General features: G+C 42.0%; 19 protein-coding genes and 1 pseudogene. 18 read left to right on the plus strand and 2 right to left on the minus strand.

Annotated elements, in window-relative coordinates:
- The first annotated feature begins 1 nt into the window (after position 1).
- The 13 genes and pseudogenes from speC (at position 2) to RVY80_RS09460 (ending at position 13,133) form a co-directional block, all read left to right on the plus strand.
- On the plus strand, positions 2 to 2,158 hold the full coding sequence (gene speC / locus RVY80_RS09400) for an ornithine decarboxylase (protein ID WP_295189335.1): 2,157 nt from the start codon (positions 2 to 4) through the stop codon (positions 2,156 to 2,158).
- A gap of 10 nt (positions 2,159 to 2,168) precedes the next feature.
- The gene (locus RVY80_RS09405) at positions 2,169 to 3,119 is read left to right on the plus strand and encodes a cation diffusion facilitator family transporter (protein WP_317330399.1); all 951 of its coding nucleotides are present in this window, start codon (positions 2,169 to 2,171) and stop codon (positions 3,117 to 3,119) included.
- Positions 3,120 to 3,192: 73 nt separating this feature from the next.
- Positions 3,193 to 3,639: a PTS sugar transporter subunit IIA gene (locus RVY80_RS09410; protein ID WP_317330400.1), complete on the plus strand. Its 447-nt coding sequence runs from the start codon at positions 3,193 to 3,195 to the stop codon at positions 3,637 to 3,639.
- A 76-nt stretch (positions 3,640 to 3,715) separates the two neighbouring features.
- Positions 3,716 to 4,642 carry a carbohydrate kinase family protein gene (locus RVY80_RS09415; RefSeq protein WP_317330402.1) on the plus strand — a complete coding sequence of 309 codons (927 nt, stop codon included), beginning with the start codon at positions 3,716 to 3,718 and terminating at the stop codon, positions 4,640 to 4,642.
- An 89-nt stretch (positions 4,643 to 4,731) separates the two neighbouring features.
- Positions 4,732 to 5,175, plus strand: a complete 444-nt coding sequence (locus RVY80_RS09420) for a YbaN family protein (RefSeq protein ID WP_317330404.1) — start codon at positions 4,732 to 4,734, stop codon at positions 5,173 to 5,175.
- A gap of 165 nt (positions 5,176 to 5,340) precedes the next feature.
- Entirely contained in the window at positions 5,341 to 5,844 is a 504-nt protein-coding gene (locus RVY80_RS09425; protein WP_317330405.1) for a hypothetical protein, read from the plus strand.
- Positions 5,845 to 6,011: 167 nt separating this feature from the next.
- Positions 6,012 to 6,284: pseudogene (locus RVY80_RS09430) on the plus strand (hypothetical protein); the annotation flags it as partial.
- 31 nt (positions 6,285 to 6,315) lie between these two features.
- Positions 6,316 to 6,543: a radical SAM protein gene (locus RVY80_RS09435; protein WP_411040809.1), complete on the plus strand. Its 228-nt coding sequence runs from the start codon at positions 6,316 to 6,318 to the stop codon at positions 6,541 to 6,543.
- Between the two features lie 155 nt (positions 6,544 to 6,698).
- Entirely contained in the window at positions 6,699 to 8,066 is a 1,368-nt protein-coding gene (locus tag RVY80_RS09440) for a TrkH family potassium uptake protein (RefSeq protein WP_317330407.1), read from the plus strand.
- Positions 8,063 to 8,710 (plus strand): potassium channel family protein, encoded by a 648-nt coding sequence (locus RVY80_RS09445; RefSeq protein ID WP_317330409.1) that lies wholly within the window; start codon positions 8,063 to 8,065, stop codon positions 8,708 to 8,710. Before RVY80_RS09440 ends, RVY80_RS09445 begins: the two co-directional genes overlap by 4 nt.
- A gap of 732 nt (positions 8,711 to 9,442) precedes the next feature.
- Positions 9,443 to 10,249, plus strand: coding sequence for a hypothetical protein (locus RVY80_RS09450; protein WP_317330410.1), 807 nt, complete (start codon positions 9,443 to 9,445; stop codon positions 10,247 to 10,249).
- Positions 10,250 to 10,257: 8 nt separating this feature from the next.
- Positions 10,258 to 11,370 (plus strand): AAA family ATPase, encoded by a 1,113-nt coding sequence (locus RVY80_RS09455; protein WP_295189312.1) that lies wholly within the window; start codon positions 10,258 to 10,260, stop codon positions 11,368 to 11,370.
- Positions 11,371 to 11,408: 38 nt separating this feature from the next.
- The gene (locus RVY80_RS09460) at positions 11,409 to 13,133 is read left to right on the plus strand and encodes a vWA domain-containing protein (RefSeq protein WP_317330411.1); all 1,725 of its coding nucleotides are present in this window, start codon (positions 11,409 to 11,411) and stop codon (positions 13,131 to 13,133) included.
- 68 nt (positions 13,134 to 13,201) lie between these two features.
- Here the strand turns inward: RVY80_RS09460 and RVY80_RS09465 are convergent, their stop codons facing one another.
- Both RVY80_RS09465 and RVY80_RS09470 read right to left on the minus strand, forming a co-directional pair.
- On the minus strand, positions 13,202 to 14,572 hold the full coding sequence (locus RVY80_RS09465) for a sodium/glutamate symporter (RefSeq protein ID WP_317330413.1): 1,371 nt from the start codon (positions 14,570 to 14,572) through the stop codon (positions 13,202 to 13,204).
- A 306-nt stretch (positions 14,573 to 14,878) separates the two neighbouring features.
- A complete protein-coding gene (locus tag RVY80_RS09470) occupies positions 14,879 to 15,556 on the minus strand; it encodes a metal-dependent hydrolase (protein ID WP_295189303.1) in 678 nt (225 codons plus the stop codon).
- Between the two features lie 307 nt (positions 15,557 to 15,863).
- Between RVY80_RS09470 and moaC the strand changes: the two genes are divergently transcribed.
- The 5 genes from moaC to typA all read left to right on the plus strand — a co-directional run bounded on the left by moaC (position 15,864) and on the right by typA (position 20,423).
- Complete coding sequence (gene moaC / locus RVY80_RS09475) at positions 15,864 to 16,382, plus strand: cyclic pyranopterin monophosphate synthase MoaC (protein ID WP_295189300.1); 519 nt, start codon at positions 15,864 to 15,866, stop codon at positions 16,380 to 16,382.
- 168 nt (positions 16,383 to 16,550) lie between these two features.
- Entirely contained in the window at positions 16,551 to 17,036 is a 486-nt protein-coding gene (gene trmL / locus RVY80_RS09480; protein ID WP_317330417.1) for a tRNA (uridine(34)/cytosine(34)/5-carboxymethylaminomethyluridine(34)-2'-O)-methyltransferase TrmL, read from the plus strand.
- 11 nt (positions 17,037 to 17,047) lie between these two features.
- The gene (locus RVY80_RS09485) at positions 17,048 to 17,401 is read left to right on the plus strand and encodes a YlbF/YmcA family competence regulator (protein ID WP_295189294.1); all 354 of its coding nucleotides are present in this window, start codon (positions 17,048 to 17,050) and stop codon (positions 17,399 to 17,401) included.
- A complete protein-coding gene (gene murB, locus RVY80_RS09490) occupies positions 17,388 to 18,314 on the plus strand; it encodes a UDP-N-acetylmuramate dehydrogenase (RefSeq protein ID WP_317330420.1) in 927 nt (308 codons plus the stop codon). The genes RVY80_RS09485 and murB overlap by 14 nt, the downstream gene beginning before the upstream one ends.
- 297 nt (positions 18,315 to 18,611) lie before the next feature.
- Positions 18,612 to 20,423 carry a translational GTPase TypA gene (typA, locus tag RVY80_RS09495; RefSeq protein ID WP_295189288.1) on the plus strand — a complete coding sequence of 604 codons (1,812 nt, stop codon included), beginning with the start codon at positions 18,612 to 18,614 and terminating at the stop codon, positions 20,421 to 20,423.
- The last annotated feature ends 205 nt before the right edge of the window (positions 20,424 to 20,628 follow it).

A 20,628-nucleotide genomic window follows, 5' to 3' on the forward strand; every position in this document is an offset into this window, starting at 1 on the left:
CATGACCCATTTAAGAATTGCTTGTTCCAGTGCAGCCAAAGTTATTATTGGCTCATTTGAACATCGTGAAATTATTACCTTACCCAATGTGGATTTTGCTACTGTTGGCGTCATTGTTATGACAAAGGCCGATGTGGAGTCTCCCATTGGACAGCGTATTTTAAAGAATCCAATGGTCGTATCCTTACAAATTCCAGTTATTATCGTTGATGAGGATACCGTAACGACAAATACTAGTATAGGTGTAGATGCCGTACGCCAAGAAATTATTAGAGCCTGTGATATTTATGAATCCCAGGTATTACCGCCATTTTTCCGTGCTCTTTCCGAGTACGTTGAGGCGGATAATGCCCAGTTCGATTGTCCTGGACATCAAGGCGGTCAGTTCTTTGCCAAACATCCTGCGGGTCGTGCGATGTACGATTTTTATGGTGACAATGTGTTCCGCAGTGATTTATGTAATGCGGACGTAAAATTAGGGGACCTCTTGATTCATGAGGGCCCGGCCTTTGATGCACAAGAGCATGCGGCGCGTGTATTTAATGCAGACAAAACGTATTTTGTGTTGAATGGCACATCTGCGTCTAATAAGGTGGTCCTCAATGCGGTGCTTGCGCCTGGGGATATCGTGTTGTACGATCGTAACAATCACAAATCTATTTCCCATGGTGCGTTGGTACAGGCTGGGGCGACGCCAGTGTATTTGGAAACGGCGCGTAATCCTTTTGGTTCCATCGGTGGGATTTTAGAACATTGTTTTGATGAGGCCTATATTCGTAATCTTGTGGCCGCCAAGGATTCTGTGAAAGCACAATCCCCGCGTCCCATACGCTTAGCAGTGATTCAATTAGGTACTTATGATGGTACTATTTATAATGCTCGTCAGGTGGTTGACAAAATCGGTCACCTTTGTGATTATATTTTGTTTGACTCTGCCTGGGTGGGGTATGAACAATTCATCCCTATGATGAAAGACTGTAGTCCTCTATTGTTAGAACTAGGGCCCAATGCCCCAGGTTTATTTGTGACACAATCTGTGCATAAGCAATTAGCTGGATTCTCTCAGACATCTCAAATTCATAAAAAGGATGGACATATCAAAGGGCAGGAACGCTACGTACCACATAAACGTGTTAACAATGCGTTCATGATGCATGCATCCACATCTCCGTTCTACCCATTATTTGCATCCCTCGATGTGAATGCAAAAATCCATGAAGGACCGGCGGGTCTTGAGTTATGGAAGGAGTGTGTAGAAATTGGTATTGACGCTCGCAAATCTGTGCTAGACCGTTGCCATTATCTAAAACCACTCATTCCACCAGTGGTGCATGGCAAACCATGGCAAGAAGGCAACACCAGTGAGATGGTGAATGATGTGGCCTATTTTGAATTTGAACCGAATGCTAAATGGCATTCCTTTGAAGGCTATGGTAAAGGTCAATATTTTATTGATCCTTGTAAATTCCAGCTCACCACACCGGGTATTAATCTCGAAACTGGGGCGTATGAAAGTTTTGGTATTCATGCGAATATCTTGGCCAATTATTTACGGGAAAACCGTATCATTCCTGAAAAATGCGATTTAAATACGATTTTATTCCTAATGACACCAGCAGAATCTCATGCGAAAATGGAACATCTAGTTCAACAACTAGAGGCTTTTGAGGCGCTCATCGACCGGAATGCACCGATGGAAGAGGTGTTGCCAAGTATCTTCTATGCTTATGAAGAAAAATATAAGGGATACCATATTAAACGTCTATGTCAGGAGATGCATGACTTTTACAAAGAGAGAAATGTGAGCGAATTACAAAAACGTTTATTCCTCAATGAATATTTACCAGAATTTGTAATGACCCCGCAAGAGGCCAATTACCGGTTTGTTCGTAGCGAAGGTGAACTAGTGCCAATTTCTGAAGCGGTAGGGCGTATCGCCCTTGAAGGGTCCTTGCCATATCCGCCAGGTGTATTATGTGTGCAACCAGGTGAACGGTGGTCTGAAACAGCACGGGATTATTTCTTGGCCCTAGAGGAGGGCATTAACCAATTGCCTGGATTTGCACCAGAAATTCAAGGTGTATATATCTCTACTGATGATCGGGGGATAAAAAGGGCCTACGGATATGTATTAAAAACAGAGTTTGAACCAAAATAAGGAGGCTCATATGCTAGATAAGAAGGGCTTGGAACAGCGATTATTAATGCAATCGGCTGGACTGATGGGACTCTTGGCCATAAGTGGTACTATAATGGGGATTATCACCGGATCTAGCGCGATTTTGCTGGATGGGATGACTGCATTCATCGGTGTGATTATAAAAATGATGATGATCGGCACCTCCAAACTGATTGCCCACGAAACGAGTAAACGATTCCAGTTTGGGTATTTCCAATTTGAGCCACTAGTTCTCGTCTTAGAAGGCAGCTTTACATTACTCATTGTTATTTATGCATTGTCATCGGGTATTACGGATTTGCTGGCGGGCGGGCGTATTATTAACGTCGGATTAGCTATTGGGTATGCATTGTTCTTTACATTAGCTGATACATTTTACATCATCTACGTTAGACGAATTAATAAGAAACTGAAATCTAATTTGGTTAAGTTTGATAATATGAGTTGGTCTGTCGATGTAATGCTTGAAGCAGCAATTTTAGTGAGTTTCCTATTAGCTTGGGGATTGTCCTTTACGGATTGGGCACCTTATGCTCGGTATATAGATCCAGTGGTATTAATTGTGTTGTCTATTCAAATGTTGCCAACATCGTTGAAAATCTTGATTCCATCATTGAAACAAATTCTTGGGGTAGCCCCAAAACTTTATCATAATAGAATCCAAATTGTTATGGGGGACTTTATGAAACGATATAAATTCGAGGACTATGTTAGTAGCGTGCAGGCCTACGGTAATGTAAAAATTATCGAAATTGATATTCTCATTCCTACGGATTATCCAGAACAATCTATTGAAAGCTTTGACAGAATTCGCAATGAAATCGACGATGCTATCGGAGGACCTGCATCTGAAAAATGGTTGACCATAACATTTACTGCCACAAAACGGTGGATGGCAAAGGATTATTTGCTTGAGGAAGAAGAAGACTTGTTTGTGTAAGATTTACCACAATTTTAGATACTTTCAGTGTATAATATACCTATCACGTATATAACCCAAGGAGGTGTTTAGTTTGATTCAAGAATTATTGGCCGAAGATAATGTGTCCTTTCATTATCCTGCGGAAACGTGGGAGGATGTCATTCGTCATGGAGGACAGTTAATGGTAGATGCAGGGCTTGTTGAGCCTAGCTATGTTGATGCTATGGTGAATTCCGTTCATGAAATGGGCCCATACATCGTGTTGGCCCCAGGCGTAGCCATGCCACACGCACGACCAGAGGCGGGGGCTAAACGTGTGGGTACTGCATTGGTGACATTAGATAAACCAGTTAATTTTGGCAGTCCAGCGAATGACCCTGTGAAGGTAGCGGTATTTTTATGCGCGCCGAATAAGGATGAGCACATTCAATTATTAACGGATATTACCACCATCATTGATGATGATGATTTCTTGGATGCAGCGGCTCATTTTGAAAGTATTGATGACGTATTAGAGTACGTTAACAATATTATTTAAGTGACACGTTGTATGAATAGTGCAAGGTAAGTATTAGCTTGAATTCTAGTAATCCGTTTATACGTGATAATTGCTAATGATTAACTTTCACCTTATTAAAGTTCGTAAATTCCCTACGGGTCGTGAAGTACAAGAGGTAGTAGAATCCGCTAATGATGGGGGCGGACCTGTGTCGACAGCCCTTGCCGTGGCCGGAAAATTTGGGGCTAATGTAGTCATGCTAGATCGAATTGGTGATGACATGACTGGACGGACTATCCTTGAGGATTTTAAAATCTATAATGTACATACCGATGGCGTAGAGGTTGTAGGAGGAACTATTTCTGGTTGTGCCACTATATTGGTGGAGGCTGAATCTGGTAAACGAGCTATATTTTTTGAGCGCAGCACGGCACCAGAGTATGGCGAGTCAGATTTAGTAAGAGATTTAATCACAGATTCAAAAATCCTTCACATCAATGGTCGCCATCGGCAAGCGTTATTGCCAGCTATCAAGAGTGCGAAAAAGGCCCATACATTGGTATCCTTTGATGGCGGAGCCAATCGCTATGAATCGAGTCTAGATGAGATTATGGCTCATATTGATATTTGTATTGTAGCTCGTGATTTTGGTGAAAAATATACTGGTGAAACTGATTTGATGAAGGCTTGCTATAGCATACATGAAAAAGGAGCCCTTATAGCAGGTGTCACAGATGGGGCCAATGGCAGTTATTTTGTATGGCCTGATGGCACAGAATATCGTTGTGCAGCGTATTCACAGGACACCATTGTAGATACAACCGGCTGTGGCGATAGCTTTCATGGTGCATTTTTGTATGGACTTACGCAATGGGGCACGATTGACGAACAAGGCATATTAGATCTGCAATATACACCTAATGAGGTATTAGAAGCATGTGCCAAATTAGCATCAGCAGTGGGTGCGTTGAATACTCGTCAACTGGGCGGTCGCAGTGGATTGCCTACATTAGATGAGGCCAAGCAACTAGCGAATATATAATTTTTATTTGATGGCCGAGTTCTAACATAGTAAAATGCATAGTAATGTGATTGTATTTTTCAATTGAATTTTGTGTGTAGGATACTAGTATGAATCAACAAAAGGGACAACAAATAGATAATCGGGTACGACAGAAAGACGGTATCATTCGTTACTTTTGGATTACCATTGGGGCCATTAGCTTTGTTCTTGGTACAGCCGGTATCGTTTTGCCATTGTTGCCGACAGTGCCATTTTATATGCTCACTGTATTCGCATTGGCTCGTGGATCAGAACGATTTCATCGTATGTTTATGGAGTCTAAATTTAATCGCTTATATTTAGAGCCTTTCAATCGTGAAAAAGCCTTAACGCTGCGCCACAAGTTGACGATTATGGCCGGGGTAACTGTAATTATGGGGACAGGCGCATATTTTATGTCCCATATGGTCGTGGCTCGGGTTATTATGGGCATCGTGTGGATTGCGCATATCATTGCATTGACCTTTGTGGTGAAAACAAAACCGTCTGATGAGCCTAAAAGCTCTGTATAGATTTAAAATTTTGATACAGGTTCTCTTGTCTAGAGAGCCTGTTTTTTCTATATGCAGAAGATTATACAATTCAATTGATAGGCTTATTTCATTTGGGTATTTGATAATTACTTTCAATAACGATAGTATGAATTGATAAGAGTTGTTAATGATGGAGTGGATGCTATGAGATCTAAACATCCTGGCAAAATGCCGATGGAGTTGCCTATGGACATGCCTATGGACATGCCAAAAGGTATGCCTGCAATGATGAATATGGATACTATATCGATGAAACGCTATGAAGTCTACGATGGTATTGAGTTACTATTTTTAGAGGTTAAACAGGAGTTTCTACAATTTCATTCTAAGCCGAATGCAGGCGTATTTGCTATTAACCACTATGAGGACGGTCGGATTGAGTGTAAATTTGATTCAGGTGAATATTTGTACATGGGCCCTGGTGATATGTCTGTGGGCTGGCGCATTCATGATAATTACCAGCACGATAGTTTTTTCCCGACGAAACAATTTAGAGGTGTCAATCTCATTGTCAATGTAGATAAGGCGCAGCCGGTTATGGATCTACTGGCACCGGATTCACAGATTCATCTAACAGATATTGCAAACCGGTTTTGTGAAAGTTCCGATTTTGGCATGCTCATAGAGGAAACGGATTCGTTGAAATAAATATTCTCTAGTTTATATGAGGTGCCAGAGCGAATTCAATTGAACTTTTACCGAGTGAAAGTATTAGAAATATTTTTACTCCTCAGTGTTATGTTTACGGAGGTGGATTCTCCGAGAGCATCCTTTAAAAAGCAACAGGTTGATGTAGTTAAAGAGATTGGTCAATATATGAGGATGGTGGTACACCTCACTTCTGGACAGCTCGTTTGGATATTGGTAAATCGGATGTGGATGTACCAGGTTCTTGGAATGCATTTGTGGATTACAAATACTTCCAACATGGTTCATTCTTTGGTGGCAATGGTACAGGCGCTGTGCCTGATCGATACCTTGATGGTATCCGTAGCTTTACATTTGGTTCAGGGTATGTACCTAAAAAGGATTTATTGCTAGAAGCATTCTATACATTCGATGCCAAGAGTACTGGTAAACGCGATACATGATTTGGTGCTAGAGAATCTTGAGGTGTGGATGAATCACGGGGTGAACCGTATGTCCATTGGCGTGCAATCCTTTAATACGAATGTTCGCCAAATGGTAGGGCGCCTTGATACACAAAAAACCGTATTGCAACGTCTAGCCGATGTGAAAGCTTACGCTCAATGTTCTCTCGTTATCGACTTGATCTTTGGTTTGCCTGGTCAAACTATGGAGGTCTGGGAACGAGACTTGGAACTGCTTGTTGAATCTTGTGGTTAGTCCGAGATGACAAAGTCCTGAGTGCATTGATACTGAAAATAGTATCGATGAACTTGGGATTTTTGTTTACTTTTACCAAAAATGTAGTATGCTTAGACATATGAAATATATGTGTATGGTTGGAACCAAAGTTATATCGTACGTTAGGAGCGTATATGATTAATAAATTGATGGGTTATTTTAATGAGTCATATCAGCCGGCGGGGAAGAATCCGTATCGGTTGATGGCGTTGAGTTTTTTAGGTGTGATGTCAGTGGGCACAGCCTTGTTGATGTTGCCGATTGCAACTGTGGATGGGCGAGGCACCAACTTAGTGGATGCGGCGTTTACGGCGGTGTCTTGTGTATCGGTGACAGGGCTCGCAACGGTAGATACATATCATCATTGGTCTTTGTTTGGCAAAGTAGTGATGACCATATTGATACAGTTGGGTGGATTGGGAATTGTGACTTTCACAACCCTCGTGACCTTGTTGATGGGGCGCAAGATTGGATTGCGGAATCGGTTGCTCTTACAAGAGGATATGGGCAATGATCAGCAAAGCGGTATTATCGGGGTGCTGAAGAGCATTTGTGCATTTACATTTGCGGTGGAATTCGTTGGGGCATTGGTGTATATTGTGCAGCTCTATCCCTATATTGGCGATAGTGCTTGGTATATTGGGCCAATGCAGGCTATATCGACATTTTGTAATGCCGGATTCGTGTTCTTTGACAATAACTTGCCTTATGTGATGGTATCGGACTGGTTGTTCAATGTGAATACAGAAGGGCTCATTGTGATCGGTAGTTTTGGCTATTTGGCAACCTTTGATATTTGGAGAAATCGCTCGAAACGGCGTTTTGATGAGTTGCGATTGAATACAAAGATTATGCTAGTAGGCACGATTAGTCTCATTGCTTTGGGGACTATATTAATCGCTGCTATTGAATGGAATAATCCGAATACCCTAGGCCCACTGACAGCAGTCGATAAAATTGGGGCGGCTTTATTCCAAGCTATTACACCAAGAACAGCGGGCATTGCAACGGTGGATTACGGACAGTTGCATCCTATTACGTTATTTTTAACAATTATTTTAATGTTTATTGGTGGCGGTGCCAACTCTACGGCTGGGGGCGTAAAGATTACAACTATTGTGGTGGCGTTCTTGGCAGTGCGGACTTTGTTTAATAATCGCCCTGATGTAGAGGTTATGGAACGGCGCGTTTCTACGGTGACCGTATTCAAGGCGCATGGCATTATTCTACTGTCCCTTACATTGATTTTCTTGGCCACATGTTATTTGGCTTGGGATGAAAATATTCCGTTTATCAATCTATTGTTTGAGGTCACATCTGCATTCGGTACAGTGGGGCTTTCCACAGGGATTACCCCCGACCTTAGTGAAAGTAGCAAATGGGTTCTCATGCTCGTTATGTTTACAGGCCGTGTAGGCGTTATGACGATGGTAGGGACATGGGCATTAAAAACGAGTGCCCCTAAACCAATCAGTTATCCAGAAGGGAATATATTACTATGAAACGACAATCGATTATGATCATTGGTTTGGGCCAATTTGGCTCAACTGTGGCGAAGAGTTTAATAGAGTTAGATCAAGAGGTGTTAGGGGTAGATATTGATGCAGATATTGTGCAGCGGGCCACAACATTTCTAACGCATGCGGTGGTGGCTGATGCTACAGATGAGCTTGTTTTACAATCCTTGGGATTAGGGCAATATGACATCGTTATTGTGGCTATTGGCGATAATACTCAGGCGAATTTGATGACCTCTATGATGCTGAAAGAACTAAATGTGCCTTATGTTGTCTCCAAAGCTGAAAGTGAACTACAGGGCAAGATGCTCAAAAAGATTGGTGTCGATATGGTGCTGTATCCAGAACGAGATATGGCGATGCGATTAGCACAGTCGTTGACACGTGATTATGTACTGGATTACTTGCAGTTATCCAATGATATTGGATTAGTGGAAATTGAAACGCCAGAATTTTTGGTTGGGAAAACGCTGATTGAATCAGGGCTACGCGAAACATATCAGCTCAGTGTCGTGGCGGTTAAAACAGGTAATGACATAGAAGTGCCACCGAAACCTAATAGACCTCTCACTGAGGCTGATCGACTTATTTTAATTGGTCGCATCCATGATATCGATGAACTAGTATAACAACACCCCCATATATACTTTGGCTCCGAACGCTTACGCGTAAAGTCGCTGCAAGTATATATGGGGGTATTGTTATGAACAGAGATGTGAAGGTAGTACGACCAATTAAAATAAGTCTTGCCGTAGTTGTGAAGGTGTAATTAGGTTTTGGTGGTACTTTAATCTAATATACTCTATTTTTAACTCAGGCCACGGCACAGAGCCTTGGGGGGAGAAAGAGGATTAATTTAGCGGTTCGGCGTTAGAGGAATACGGTCAATTAAACTAGGCGAAGAAGCAGAGTGTTGTAAGGGGCGATGTGGATATATTCTCTCGTTCCTGACGACTACGTCGAATGTCACTGCGAGAATGTATCCACATCTTCCTCTTACGGTTGAGGTGAAGATGTGGTTGCACGAGTAGCCACTGCTGTACTCTAGGCTTGTGATGCTCGAATTGATTCTGCTGTGGTTGATGAGCGAGTCGCAACTGCGATTTCCTGGCTCGCTGCGCTGGGCGTAGCATTGCATGGGAACAGGCGTTTGTTCTTAGAAGTTTGAGTAGCCTTGCGATAAATTTTGGAGGTTATGAGAAATTGTATCAAAATATTGTCTATCATCTGTTATAACCATAAATTTGTGATATACTAGTTATATCGATAAAATTCGTAATAGATTGTGAGCTTTCACAAATACAAGGAAGATTTCACCATAGAAATCTATAATAATATGATATACATAATAGAGGCGTAGTATGAACGAAGAAAAATATATACAGGCCTTGCGGAATAATCCTCACGGCATACGAAACATACCGAACCCTACGGAGGCCATGATGTTGGCTGCGGTGGAGCAGAACGGTATGTTATTAAATTACATTAAGAATCCTACGGAGACGGTTGTGGAGGCGGCACTGAGTGCGTCACCGCGGGCCGTTCAATATGTGGAGAATCCAAGTGCTGAGTTGCTAGCGGCGTTGGTGAAAAAGGATTGGTCAGTCCTCGAATACATAGAGGAGCCATCGACTGAGTTGGTAGCATTGGCCATTGAGCAGTCGGGATGGGCCATTAAATTTGCCAAGGAGCCTAGTGAAGCTGTGCAAATCAAGGCGGTGGAAAAGAACTACGATGCCATTCAGTACATTGCAGAGCCAACGGAAGCTGTACAATTGGCGGCAGTGCGCGAAAATTATCAAGCCCTCAGATATATCAAGGGCCCTACAGATGCAGTGGAGGCGGAGGCGGTTCGTCAAGATCCGCAGGCTATGCGATTGGTACCGAATTTGACGAAGGAACGAGCTCTAAAATTATTTAGCGTTAATAGTTATGTATTAGGCTATGTTTCAAGCTCAGTAGGGGTGACAAAGGATGATTTGGAACAAACTATCATCTCCGTTGTCAGCCAAGATGACATTGATGAGTCATATTTAAGAGGTCTACTTACTAATAAAACGTTTGGTGGCCGACAAGCAACGTGGCAGATTGATCTATTGCAGGTCATTGAACAGCAGGGTAGCCGGCAGGCAAAACAGATTTTGATTGATGAATTTTTGAAATATTAGGAGATATAATGAATTTTACAGATACAATGGCTAGCGTGGAACTCGTGCTAGCTGCGAATCAAGTGCCATTGCTAGTGGGTGAAACGGGGATTGGTAAAACATCTTTGGCGGCTCGCGTGGCCGACCAACATGATTGGGTACTCGTGACTATTGATGGTAACTTGTTAAAGGAAGGCGAAATTGGCGGTTTACCTACAGTTGAAACAGTAACGCATAAGGACGAGAATGGGCTGGTTATACCTATTAAAACGACAGTATACGCTGTTCATCATACGTTGAAACGCGTGGCTGATGCGGTTGAGGCAGGGCGTACCGTTCTATTGTTCATCGATGAAATTAACCGTGCCGAGCATGCGGTGCAACAAGAATTGATGAACTTGATTTTGAATCGTGAGATTAATGGTTTTAGCTTGGCAAATAATGTACATATCATTGCGGCCATGAATCCCGAGGATTCCTACGACTACCAAACTATCGATATGGATCCGGCGCAACAAAACCGTTTTGTGTGGCTCTACATGAACGCTGATTACATGCAATGGATTGATTGGGCGGTATCTGCTGATATTGAAAGCAAGGTTGTGGAATTTATTTCCACGTACCCAGATTATTTGAATCAACGTCATGAGGACGATATCGATGCTACACCTCGTTCCTTTGAACGTGTGTCTGGCCTATACAAAATCTATCGTGAATCCGTGGATGCCATGGGGCAATCTACTTTCAGCAGAGAGGTGTTTACAAATGTTATTCGTGGTAACGTGGGTACATTGATTGCGGAGGCCTTTGTGAACTTTGTGGAATCCGACCAGGCTCCACTGTTGACGTATGATGATATGATGAGTGCTATTCAAAAACCAGGTGGCATTATGTCTCTGTCTGAACGCATCAATGGTGAAAGTCCAACACGTCTCTACGTATCCGCTAAAAATATTCTTCGTCGCTTAGAGGATAATCCAAGTCCTGACTCCGTGCATACCTTTGTAGAATATGTACAATTGTATCCAACGGATTTGATGGTGGCATTGATGAAAGACTTGCGCAATACATGTCCAAGATCCTATCAATTGGCACTAGAGGATGATGACTTTGTAAATGCATTCTTCAAGGCGCAACATTAGTATCAGGTTGACCCTAAATAACAAAGAAAGGAGGAAGCATGAGTAGTAATCGTAATTTAGATAAAGACAATATCCGCGATGAATCGAACTTGTTACAAATAGATTCATCATCTAAAGAATCATTAGAAAACACGCGTCTTGAAGGTGAAGCCCTAGCGAATGCAAGGGCTTCATTGTCGGGGGATACGCAGCCTAATGAACTGGAATCAGATGTGGATATGGTGTTACTGTTGGAACAGAAACAAGCGGTAGAAGCAGAAGATAGATGGTTTGCTAAACGTGAACGCATTCATCGTATGGCGGAAACACTCCTGACAGAGCTGAACATGCGATATGAGCAATTGACCATGAAGGCTGAGGCTGATGTTGCTGAAACAAAATTATCTATCCAAACGGAGCAAATAAATGCGAACCATGAGGAATCTCAAGAGGTTATTGTAATCAAACCGACCATTAATACAGAATTGTTAATGACCGATGATATGACAAAACGATTTTGGGATATTCTGCATCGAGTGAATGGTTTATTGATAAACGAAGAGCAGTTCTTTGGGTACTTTTACCTGCAAATGGATCATGGCATTCGCTATGATATGCCAAGTCCTTGGGGCGTGAATATCAAGGGTGGAAAATACGTATTGTACGCCAATCCATTTTTGTTGTTGGATGCACCACCAGATGTGATGAAAGATGGTATTAAGCGTGAAATTCTCCATGTTATTTCTGCGCATTTGACACGGACGAACCAACTCTATGGGCGCTTTCACAAACAAGCCATTCATTTAGCCATGGACATGGTTGTGAATGATTATCTAGAGTATCTTGACCGTGATGCGGTGAGTGTGGCATGGGTGAATGCACGATTTGGATTGCAATTGAAGCGTTTCAGGACCCTCGAATTTTATGCGAAGGCCTTGGATGTCGTAATCAAGGAAAAACCGGAATTGTTCATTCCTATTGAGCAGTCGGACAATGCGGTATCCATGGAATTTGATCCCTTTGATGAACATAGTATTTGGGAGGAATCTGACCCTATCGATGCAGAGGTGGTGGATCAGTTTACAGAACGGTACATTAACCAGTCCAAGAGGGGTGATACAGAAGGGTATTTGCAGAGTTTAATTGACACGTTCCGGAAAACGCGACGGTCCATGCCATGGTATTTTTACCTCAAAAAATTGATGGGCAAGGTGGCTAGTGGGCGCAAAAAAACGACGATGCGTCGCAATCGTCGTCAACCGGAACGTATGGAATTGTCAGGCACACTTCGCCAGCATAAGGCGAATGTATGGTTGGCCCTCGATATGAGCGGCAGTATCACGGATGCTGAGTTTCACCAGGCCCTTGAACAGGTGTTGCAAATCGTCCATGTCTATAGCCATCATGTGACCGTTGTGGAATGTGATAATGCGGTGCGCCGTCAATATCGCGTAGCCGATGTGAAAGATATCCAGCCTCAACCTGATGTGCGTGGGGCTACAGAATTTAGTCCTGTCATCAAATTGGCGAACGAACAAAAGGTAGATTTACTTGTGTACTTCACCGATGGCAAGGGTGAAAACCACCTCCGTGCTAAACCGAAGGGCTATAAAATCCTTTGGGTATTGTCCGGTGGTCATTCTGATTTGTCTGTAAAAGAACCATACGGTATTGTGAAGAGTCTCGGCGTTGTGGAAGACGATGAACGTCAAGATATTGATGAGTTCGTACGCATGACGAGCCGCAGTGGATTCTCTATGGCGAACCAGGAATATGTGCCGTAACATAAAGAGAAAATAAAACTCGCATTGTAAGTTGCTTTCATAAGCACTATACAATGCGAGTTTTGTTTTTAATTTGAGATTTTACCGAATAATGCGCGACTAATTACAATAGCAGCAATTGTTTCGACAACACCTAAACCTAGGGAAATCCATACACCAGACCAGGCACCACCAGTGAGGAGTGCATTTAAGAAAATGTTAAGCACTGCGAAATAGGACACGCTGACAATGGTGTAGGCCAAAGAGTAATTTGCTAATACTGGTGTTTTGAAATCTGGATCACAGATACGAAGCAATAGAACGCCCGTTAGGAATACGCCAGTGGACATACCCATAGTAGCAATCATTTGCTCGAACCAATATTCCTTGAGGAATAGACGACACATAATGAATAAGAATCCGATAGTTAACACATAACCAAGTAAGCACATTACAAGAATTGGTACTAGGTAGGTTAATACTGCTTTAATTGGTAAGCTTGCGATAGCAGCGATAACGGCAAATTCAGTAAGGGAGCCAGAAATTTTAGATTTTACCTTGCTATCTACGAGGTAATCTAATTTGAGTTTGCCCATGACGCCCCAAACGATGAACATCACCACGATACAGTAAGCCCAAATAGAAATATCTTGAAGCACAGGAATCTTAGCACCTTTAGCAAGTCCGAGAATCCAGTAGGAAATGGCACATACTGCCAGGATGATGGCTGTATGGAATGCATAGGAATCGACAGATGCGGATAGTGTAGTTTCACGGCCCATAGAAGGCTGTTTGGAAATATCTTTGATGTAACCGACTTTGAAACTTTCAGGAATGTCGCTAGGTTTTGTTAACAAGGCAGTATGACCACTACGAGCCGCCCAGTTGATCAATACCATACCGAGGATGATACCCCCTACGATACCAAAGGTAGCTGTAGTAACGGCAACACCTTGGGCTGTTTCCCAATATGGTAAGTTCATAGATTGTAACATATTACCCAATAGGCCAGCAGTACCGTGACCGCCCACATAGCCAAGACCCAACTCCCAGCCGAAGGTAGCGTAGAAGTCATACATATCAGCAAAGGCAATTTGTGTGCCAAAGCCTAATGTGAATTGGAACATGGAAATAGCCATGCCGATAAGGGCTAATGGTAATACATTTTTGATGGCACCTTCGCTAGATTTAATAGATAAACCTAATGGCACAGATGCTACAACTGGTACGATAAGGATGCCAGGAATGAGTGAATATAATTTCATCCAATCTGCAGGGAATGGTAACCAATTGAGCATAATAGGACCTAATACAAGCATCAAAAAACCACCAATGACAGAAGCTGGCATAAAGGTTTCCTGCAAGAAACCTACTTTGGCACGAATATACGTGCCTAACAATAAAAACATACTCAGAACGCCGAGTGCATACAGCATATCGGCTAATATTTTACTAGACATACACATACCTCCTACAGGCAACTGGTGGTGACACTGGATATTCACCTTAAGTTGCAGTATTATAAATACAAAAGAATAAATATACATATTATAACGTATATTCTATCATACAATTCTATAGAATTCAATATAGTTCGATATAAATAATGTAAAGTTTTTATGAATTTATAGTAGCCTAGCGTTTGAATACAACACAAAAGAATGTTTTTGTATAATAGAAAGACCCTTGGTAACAGCTGTGTATTATACAAAAAAGCTGAGTATCATAAGGTACTCAGCTTTTGTATGCATGGTTATACATGTACTCTATACATTTAATTCGATTGAACTACCAGGCTCAACGATAACGGCTGTTTGGTTATATTTTGCTTCTACTAAACTAGCAAATACACCGGGCTCACGATCGATAACTGGCCATGTTTTATAGTGGATAGGGATGGAAATACGAGCTTTCACATAGGAGGCAGCAAGTGCAGCATCCTCAACACCCATGGTATAGTTATCACCGATTGGTAATAATGCATAATCAATATCGCCAAAGCGGTTCAATAACTTCATATCGCTAAAGAACGCTGTATCGCCAGCGAAGTATACAATATCACCGTAGAAGTCAACGATAACACCACAAGCATGACCGCCAGGAACACCTGCACCATGGAAGGCAGGTACAATGCGTACAGACCCAAATTCAAAGTCGAATTTACCGCCTAGATGCATGGCATGAGCACGACAACCAGCCTCTTCGGCCTTGTGGGCTACCTCTGCGGTAGAAATAACAAGGGCATCATTGGCCTTGGCAATGGCATCAGTATCACCGTAATGGTCGGCATGGCCATGGCTGACGAAAATATATTGGCATTTAATATCCTCTGGTTTTGCTTTTTCCCAAGTGTTGCCAGTTAGGAATGGATCAAAAATCATGGACACATCGCCACGTGTTAACATAAAGCAAGAATGGCCATAATAGGTCAATTTAGTTTTCATAAGTATACATCCTCTCTTTTTTATACCATGGGGAGGAGTGGCAAGATTAAGCTTACCGAAAGGCGGACCTCCGCTGGGGAAATATTCTGTACTTATTATATTCGATACGACACAAAAAAACACCTTTTTGCTATAATACATAATATATAGATTTTTTATAGTTGGTTATTGAGATTAACTATAATAGAATTATGTTGTGAAATGAAAACTATAATTGAGCGATGATACATAGAATGCCAGGTACAATCATTGGGTAGGGCAGTTATGTTGTATTGTATATTCTCTAATGAAAGTAAGGTAAATAGGAATGGATTTAACACATTTTGACCAGTCCGGCAATGCTTGGATGGTAGATGTAGGACATAAAGATATTACAGAACGAACAGCTATAGCGGAGGGATTTATTTCTGTTACTGACGCCGTTTACGATCGCGTTGTAGCGGGAACGATGAAGAAGGGCGATGTGCTCAGTGTGGCTCAAATTGCATCCATTATGGGGGCAAAGCAGACGAGTACATTGATTCCCTTATGTCATCCCCTAGCCTTGACAAAGGTAGAGGTTCAATGTGAAGTAGTGCTGCCGGATCATACAGCGAGTTGTGGCGCGACTATTACAGAGAGTCACAATCGAGCTATCAAAGTTCGGGCTATTGCAAAAACGATTGGTAAGACTGGTGTAGAAATGGAAGCCCTTACGGCGGTGCAAGTAGGGTTACTCACGATTTACGATATGTGTAAGGCCATGGATAAAGGAATGATAATGGGGCCCACCTATTTAGTAGAAAAAGAAGGTGGCAAAAGTGGGCATTTTGTGCGCGAAGCATAATATGTGTTTAGAGGGCATACCATTTGAATCGATAACGAAGTACACATAGGTGAAGAGTCTCATTGGGTAGAGACCTATGGGCGAAGCTTTCAAAAAATCTATTACGCCTTGAATACATACGCATAATTAGGTAGAATAGATAGAGATTTTAGAATTAGAGGGATTATTATGGAAATTGTTTTATACGAATCTGAGATCCCAGGTAATACGGGGAATATTGCGCGTTTATGTGCAGCGAACCATATGACCTTGCATCTCATTAAACCGCTGGGATTTTCCATTGATGATAAACATGTGAAACGAGCTGGTTTAGATTATTGGCATTTAGTGGACGTTCAAGTTCATGAAAATATTCAGGAGGTATTTGATAAATACCCAGACCGTAGATTTTTCTTTGCTACCACAAAGGCCAAGCATAGACATTCTGATGTGGAATACCAAATTGGCGATATGCTTGTGTTTGGCCCAGAGTCTCGTGGGTTGCCCGAATCACTGTTAGCAGAACATGAAGAGACGACGATTCGTATTCCTATGATTGAGGAAGCGCGGTCATTGAATTTATCTAATTCCGTGGCAATTATTGCGTATGAAGCGATGAGGCAATTAGATTACCCAGATTTAAAAGTAGAAGGGCCTTGGATTAAACAAGGCTGAGGAGGATAATTATGAATTACGATAAAGCACATGATTTAGCAAAAGCAATGCGCGAATGCGAAGAATATAAAGAGTTAATGACGGCACAAACTGCTGTAGAAGGTGATGCTGTAGCAGCTGGTTTAGTGCGCACATTTATGGCACAACAAATGCAATGGGAATACGCTAAATTATCTGGCGCCCCAGAAGAAGCAGAATTATTGAAAAAACAAGAAGAATTGATGCCTCAAATTCAAGCTAACAAAGCGGCACAAGATTATTTGCAAGCTCATGTTCGTTGGAGCCAAGTGTCCAATGACATTTATAAAATTATTAGCGAACCAATTACTGAAGGAATGAAGGTTCTCGATCATGGCGCAAAATAATATTGACGCATTAAAATCTGTATTGCTTACGGAACTACCAGAAACGCGTGTACGCGAGTCTGAACGATTAGCCGAGCATACGACATTCAAAATTGGGGGTCCTGCCGATATATTTGTAGAACCTGTAAATATGCATGAATTGAGCTTTGTGTTAAAATCCATCCACGATAGTGGCATTCCCGTTACTGTTATTGGTTGTGGTTCCAATATTTTGGTGAAAGACGGTGGCATCCGTGGTGCCGTTGTATCCTTGCGCCATATGACTCAAATCAAGGACTGCAACGATGGTGTTCTTTGTGTAGGGTCTGGATTTACATTAAAAGAGGTATCCGAGTTTGCATGGGAACAAGGCCTTACAGGACTTGAATTTGCCATTGGTATCCCAGGAACATTGGGTGGAGCCGTATTCATGAATGCCGGTGCCTACGACGGTGAAATGAGTTATGTCGTAACAGAGGTACAAGCCGTTGATTTCCAAGGGAATATCAAACATTACGACGCCGATCAACTTGATTTTGCCTATCGCCATAGTATATTCCACGATAATCATGAGGTTATTGGAGAGGTTCTAATGTCTCTGAAAGCTGGCGATAAAACAGCCATTAAGGAACGTATGGATGATTTGACAGAGCGTCGTGAATCAAAACAACCACTGGAATTTGCCAGTGCAGGGTCTACATTTAAACGCCCACCAGGGTATTTTGCGGGAACCCTTATTGAACAAACTGGATTAAAAGGTTTGTCTGTGGGGGATGCGCAAATATCTGAAAAACATGCAGGATTTGTCATTAATACAGGTAATGCCTCAGCTAATGATGTGTTAAACCTTATTGCAGAAGTACAACGTCGTGTATATGATGAACACGGTGTGCATCTGGAACCAGAAGTACGCATGATTGGTGAAGACGAGTAAGTATGGCTCGTTTTTTTGCTCGTGTCGGATACGGCACTTTCAGCGGTGTAGAAGAGTTGAAATGAATTCGATGTGGTATGCGTCAATTGACGTAAAAGGATATATAGTATGATTAGAAAACAAGCCGAATATCGTGCTTGTTTTTCTATTTCATGGTATAATGAACTGTTGTATTTTACAACTGTTGTATTTTACAGATGACTGTGTATTTCATCTTGCGAGGTACACAGAGACTATATTCTCAAAGTTTGAGGCCAAATAAGTATGAAACCTCAGTAAGTATTATAGGAGGATCTTATGATTCGCGAAAATCTTCGTAATGTTGCGATTATCGCCCACGTTGACCATGGTAAAACGACTTTGGTAGACGCACTATTAAAACAAAGCCATGTGTTCCGTGAAAACGAAAAAGTTGCAGAACGCGTTATGGACTCCAATGATTTGGAACGTGAAAGAGGGATTACCATTCTTTCCAAAAACACTGCTGTTATGCATGACGACATCAAAATCAACATCGTTGATACACCGGGCCATGCTGACTTTGGTGGCGAAGTTGAACGTGTATTGAACATGGTTGACGGCGTATTATTGCTAGTAGATGCTTATGAAGGCCCAATGCCTCAAACAAAATACGTATTGCGTAAAGCCTTGGAACAAGGTTTGAAACCAATCGTTGTTATTAACAAAATTGACCGTCCTGACCAACGTGTTAAAGACGTAGAAGACGAAGTTATTGAATTGTTCATGGAACTTGAAGCTGATGATGATCAATTAGACTTCCCAGTAGTATACGCATCCGCTCGTTCTGGGGTGGCTAAAACAAATTGGGATGACGAAGCCGTTAACATGGATCCATTGTTTGAAACATTGATCAATGAAATCCCTGCTCCAGAAGGCGATATTGAAGGCCCACTTCAATTCATGGTTACTACACTTGACTATGACAACTTCGTAGGTAAAATTGCAGTAGGTCGTATCGTTCGTGGTACTATGAAACCTAACCAACAAGTAGCCGTTATGAATGGTGAAATTACTCGCAAAGCAAGAATTGGTCGTGTTTACACTTACAATGGTTTGAACCGTGTAGAAACTGATGAAGCTAAAATGGGTGATATCATTGCTTTCGTTGGTATCGACGATATCAACATTGGGGATACTATTGCTGATGCAGAAAATCCAGAAGCATTGCCATCCATCACTATTGACGAACCAACATTGTCCATGGTGTTCTCCGTAAATAACTCTCCATTCGCTGGTCGCGATGGTGAATTCGTTACATCCCGTCACTTGCGTGATCGTTTGTTCCGCGAAGTAGAAACTAACGTTTCTATGAAAGTAGAAGAAACTGACTCTGCAGATGCTTTCAAAGTATCTGGCCGCGGCGAATTACATTTGGCTGTATTGATTGAAACAATGCGTCGTGAAGGTTACGAATTACAGGTAGGTAAACCTCGTGTAATCTTCAAACGTATTAACGATCAATTGTGCGAGCCATTGGAAGCATTAACAATCGACGTTCCACAAGAATTCATGGGTACTGTAATGGAAGCCCTTGGCGCTCGTAAAGCTGACTTGGTGAACATGGTTGAATTAGCTGGTTACTTGCGTATGGAATTCGTAATTCCTGCCCGTGGTTTAATCGGTTTCCGTTCCCAATTCCTTACAGCTACAAAAGGTAATGGTATCATGAACCATGTATTCCATGGTTATGCACCGTTCAAAGGTGACATCCCTAGCCGTACACGTGGTGCATTAGTAGCCTTCGAAGATGGCGAAACTACACCATACGGTTTGAACTCTGTTCAAGACCGTGGTATCTTGTTCCTTGGACCAAACGAACCAGTTTACACTGGTATGGTTATCGGTGAAAATACTCGTGAACTTGATATGGACGTTAACCCTTGTAAGAAAAAACATGTTACTAACATGCGTTCCAGCTCCTCTGACGAAGCTGTTCGTTTGACTCCACCTAAAATCTTCAGCTTGGAACAAGCTTTGGAATGGATTAACGATGATGAATTAGTAGAAGTAACACCTAATAATATTCGTATGCGTAAAACAATCCTTGATCGTTCTGCTCGTGCGAAAGCTGCAAAAAACAATAAATAATTGTACTTAATGTAGAAGTATAATTTTATGAAAGGCCCTCTAGAGTCCCTTGTTCATGACGGTATAGCCGAATGTTATTACGGGAATTCTAGGGGCCTTTCTTTACAATAATCAATAGTAGTTAGCCGACGAGTGCTCTCACAGCCCTATCAAGGGGACTGTGGGAGCATTTTGACGTATTGAATGAAATCAGCACATAGTAGAT

Origin of the sequence: Veillonella absiana (genome assembly GCF_032970865.1) — a bacterium.
GTDB lineage: Bacteria > Bacillota > Negativicutes > Veillonellales > Veillonellaceae > Veillonella > Veillonella absiana.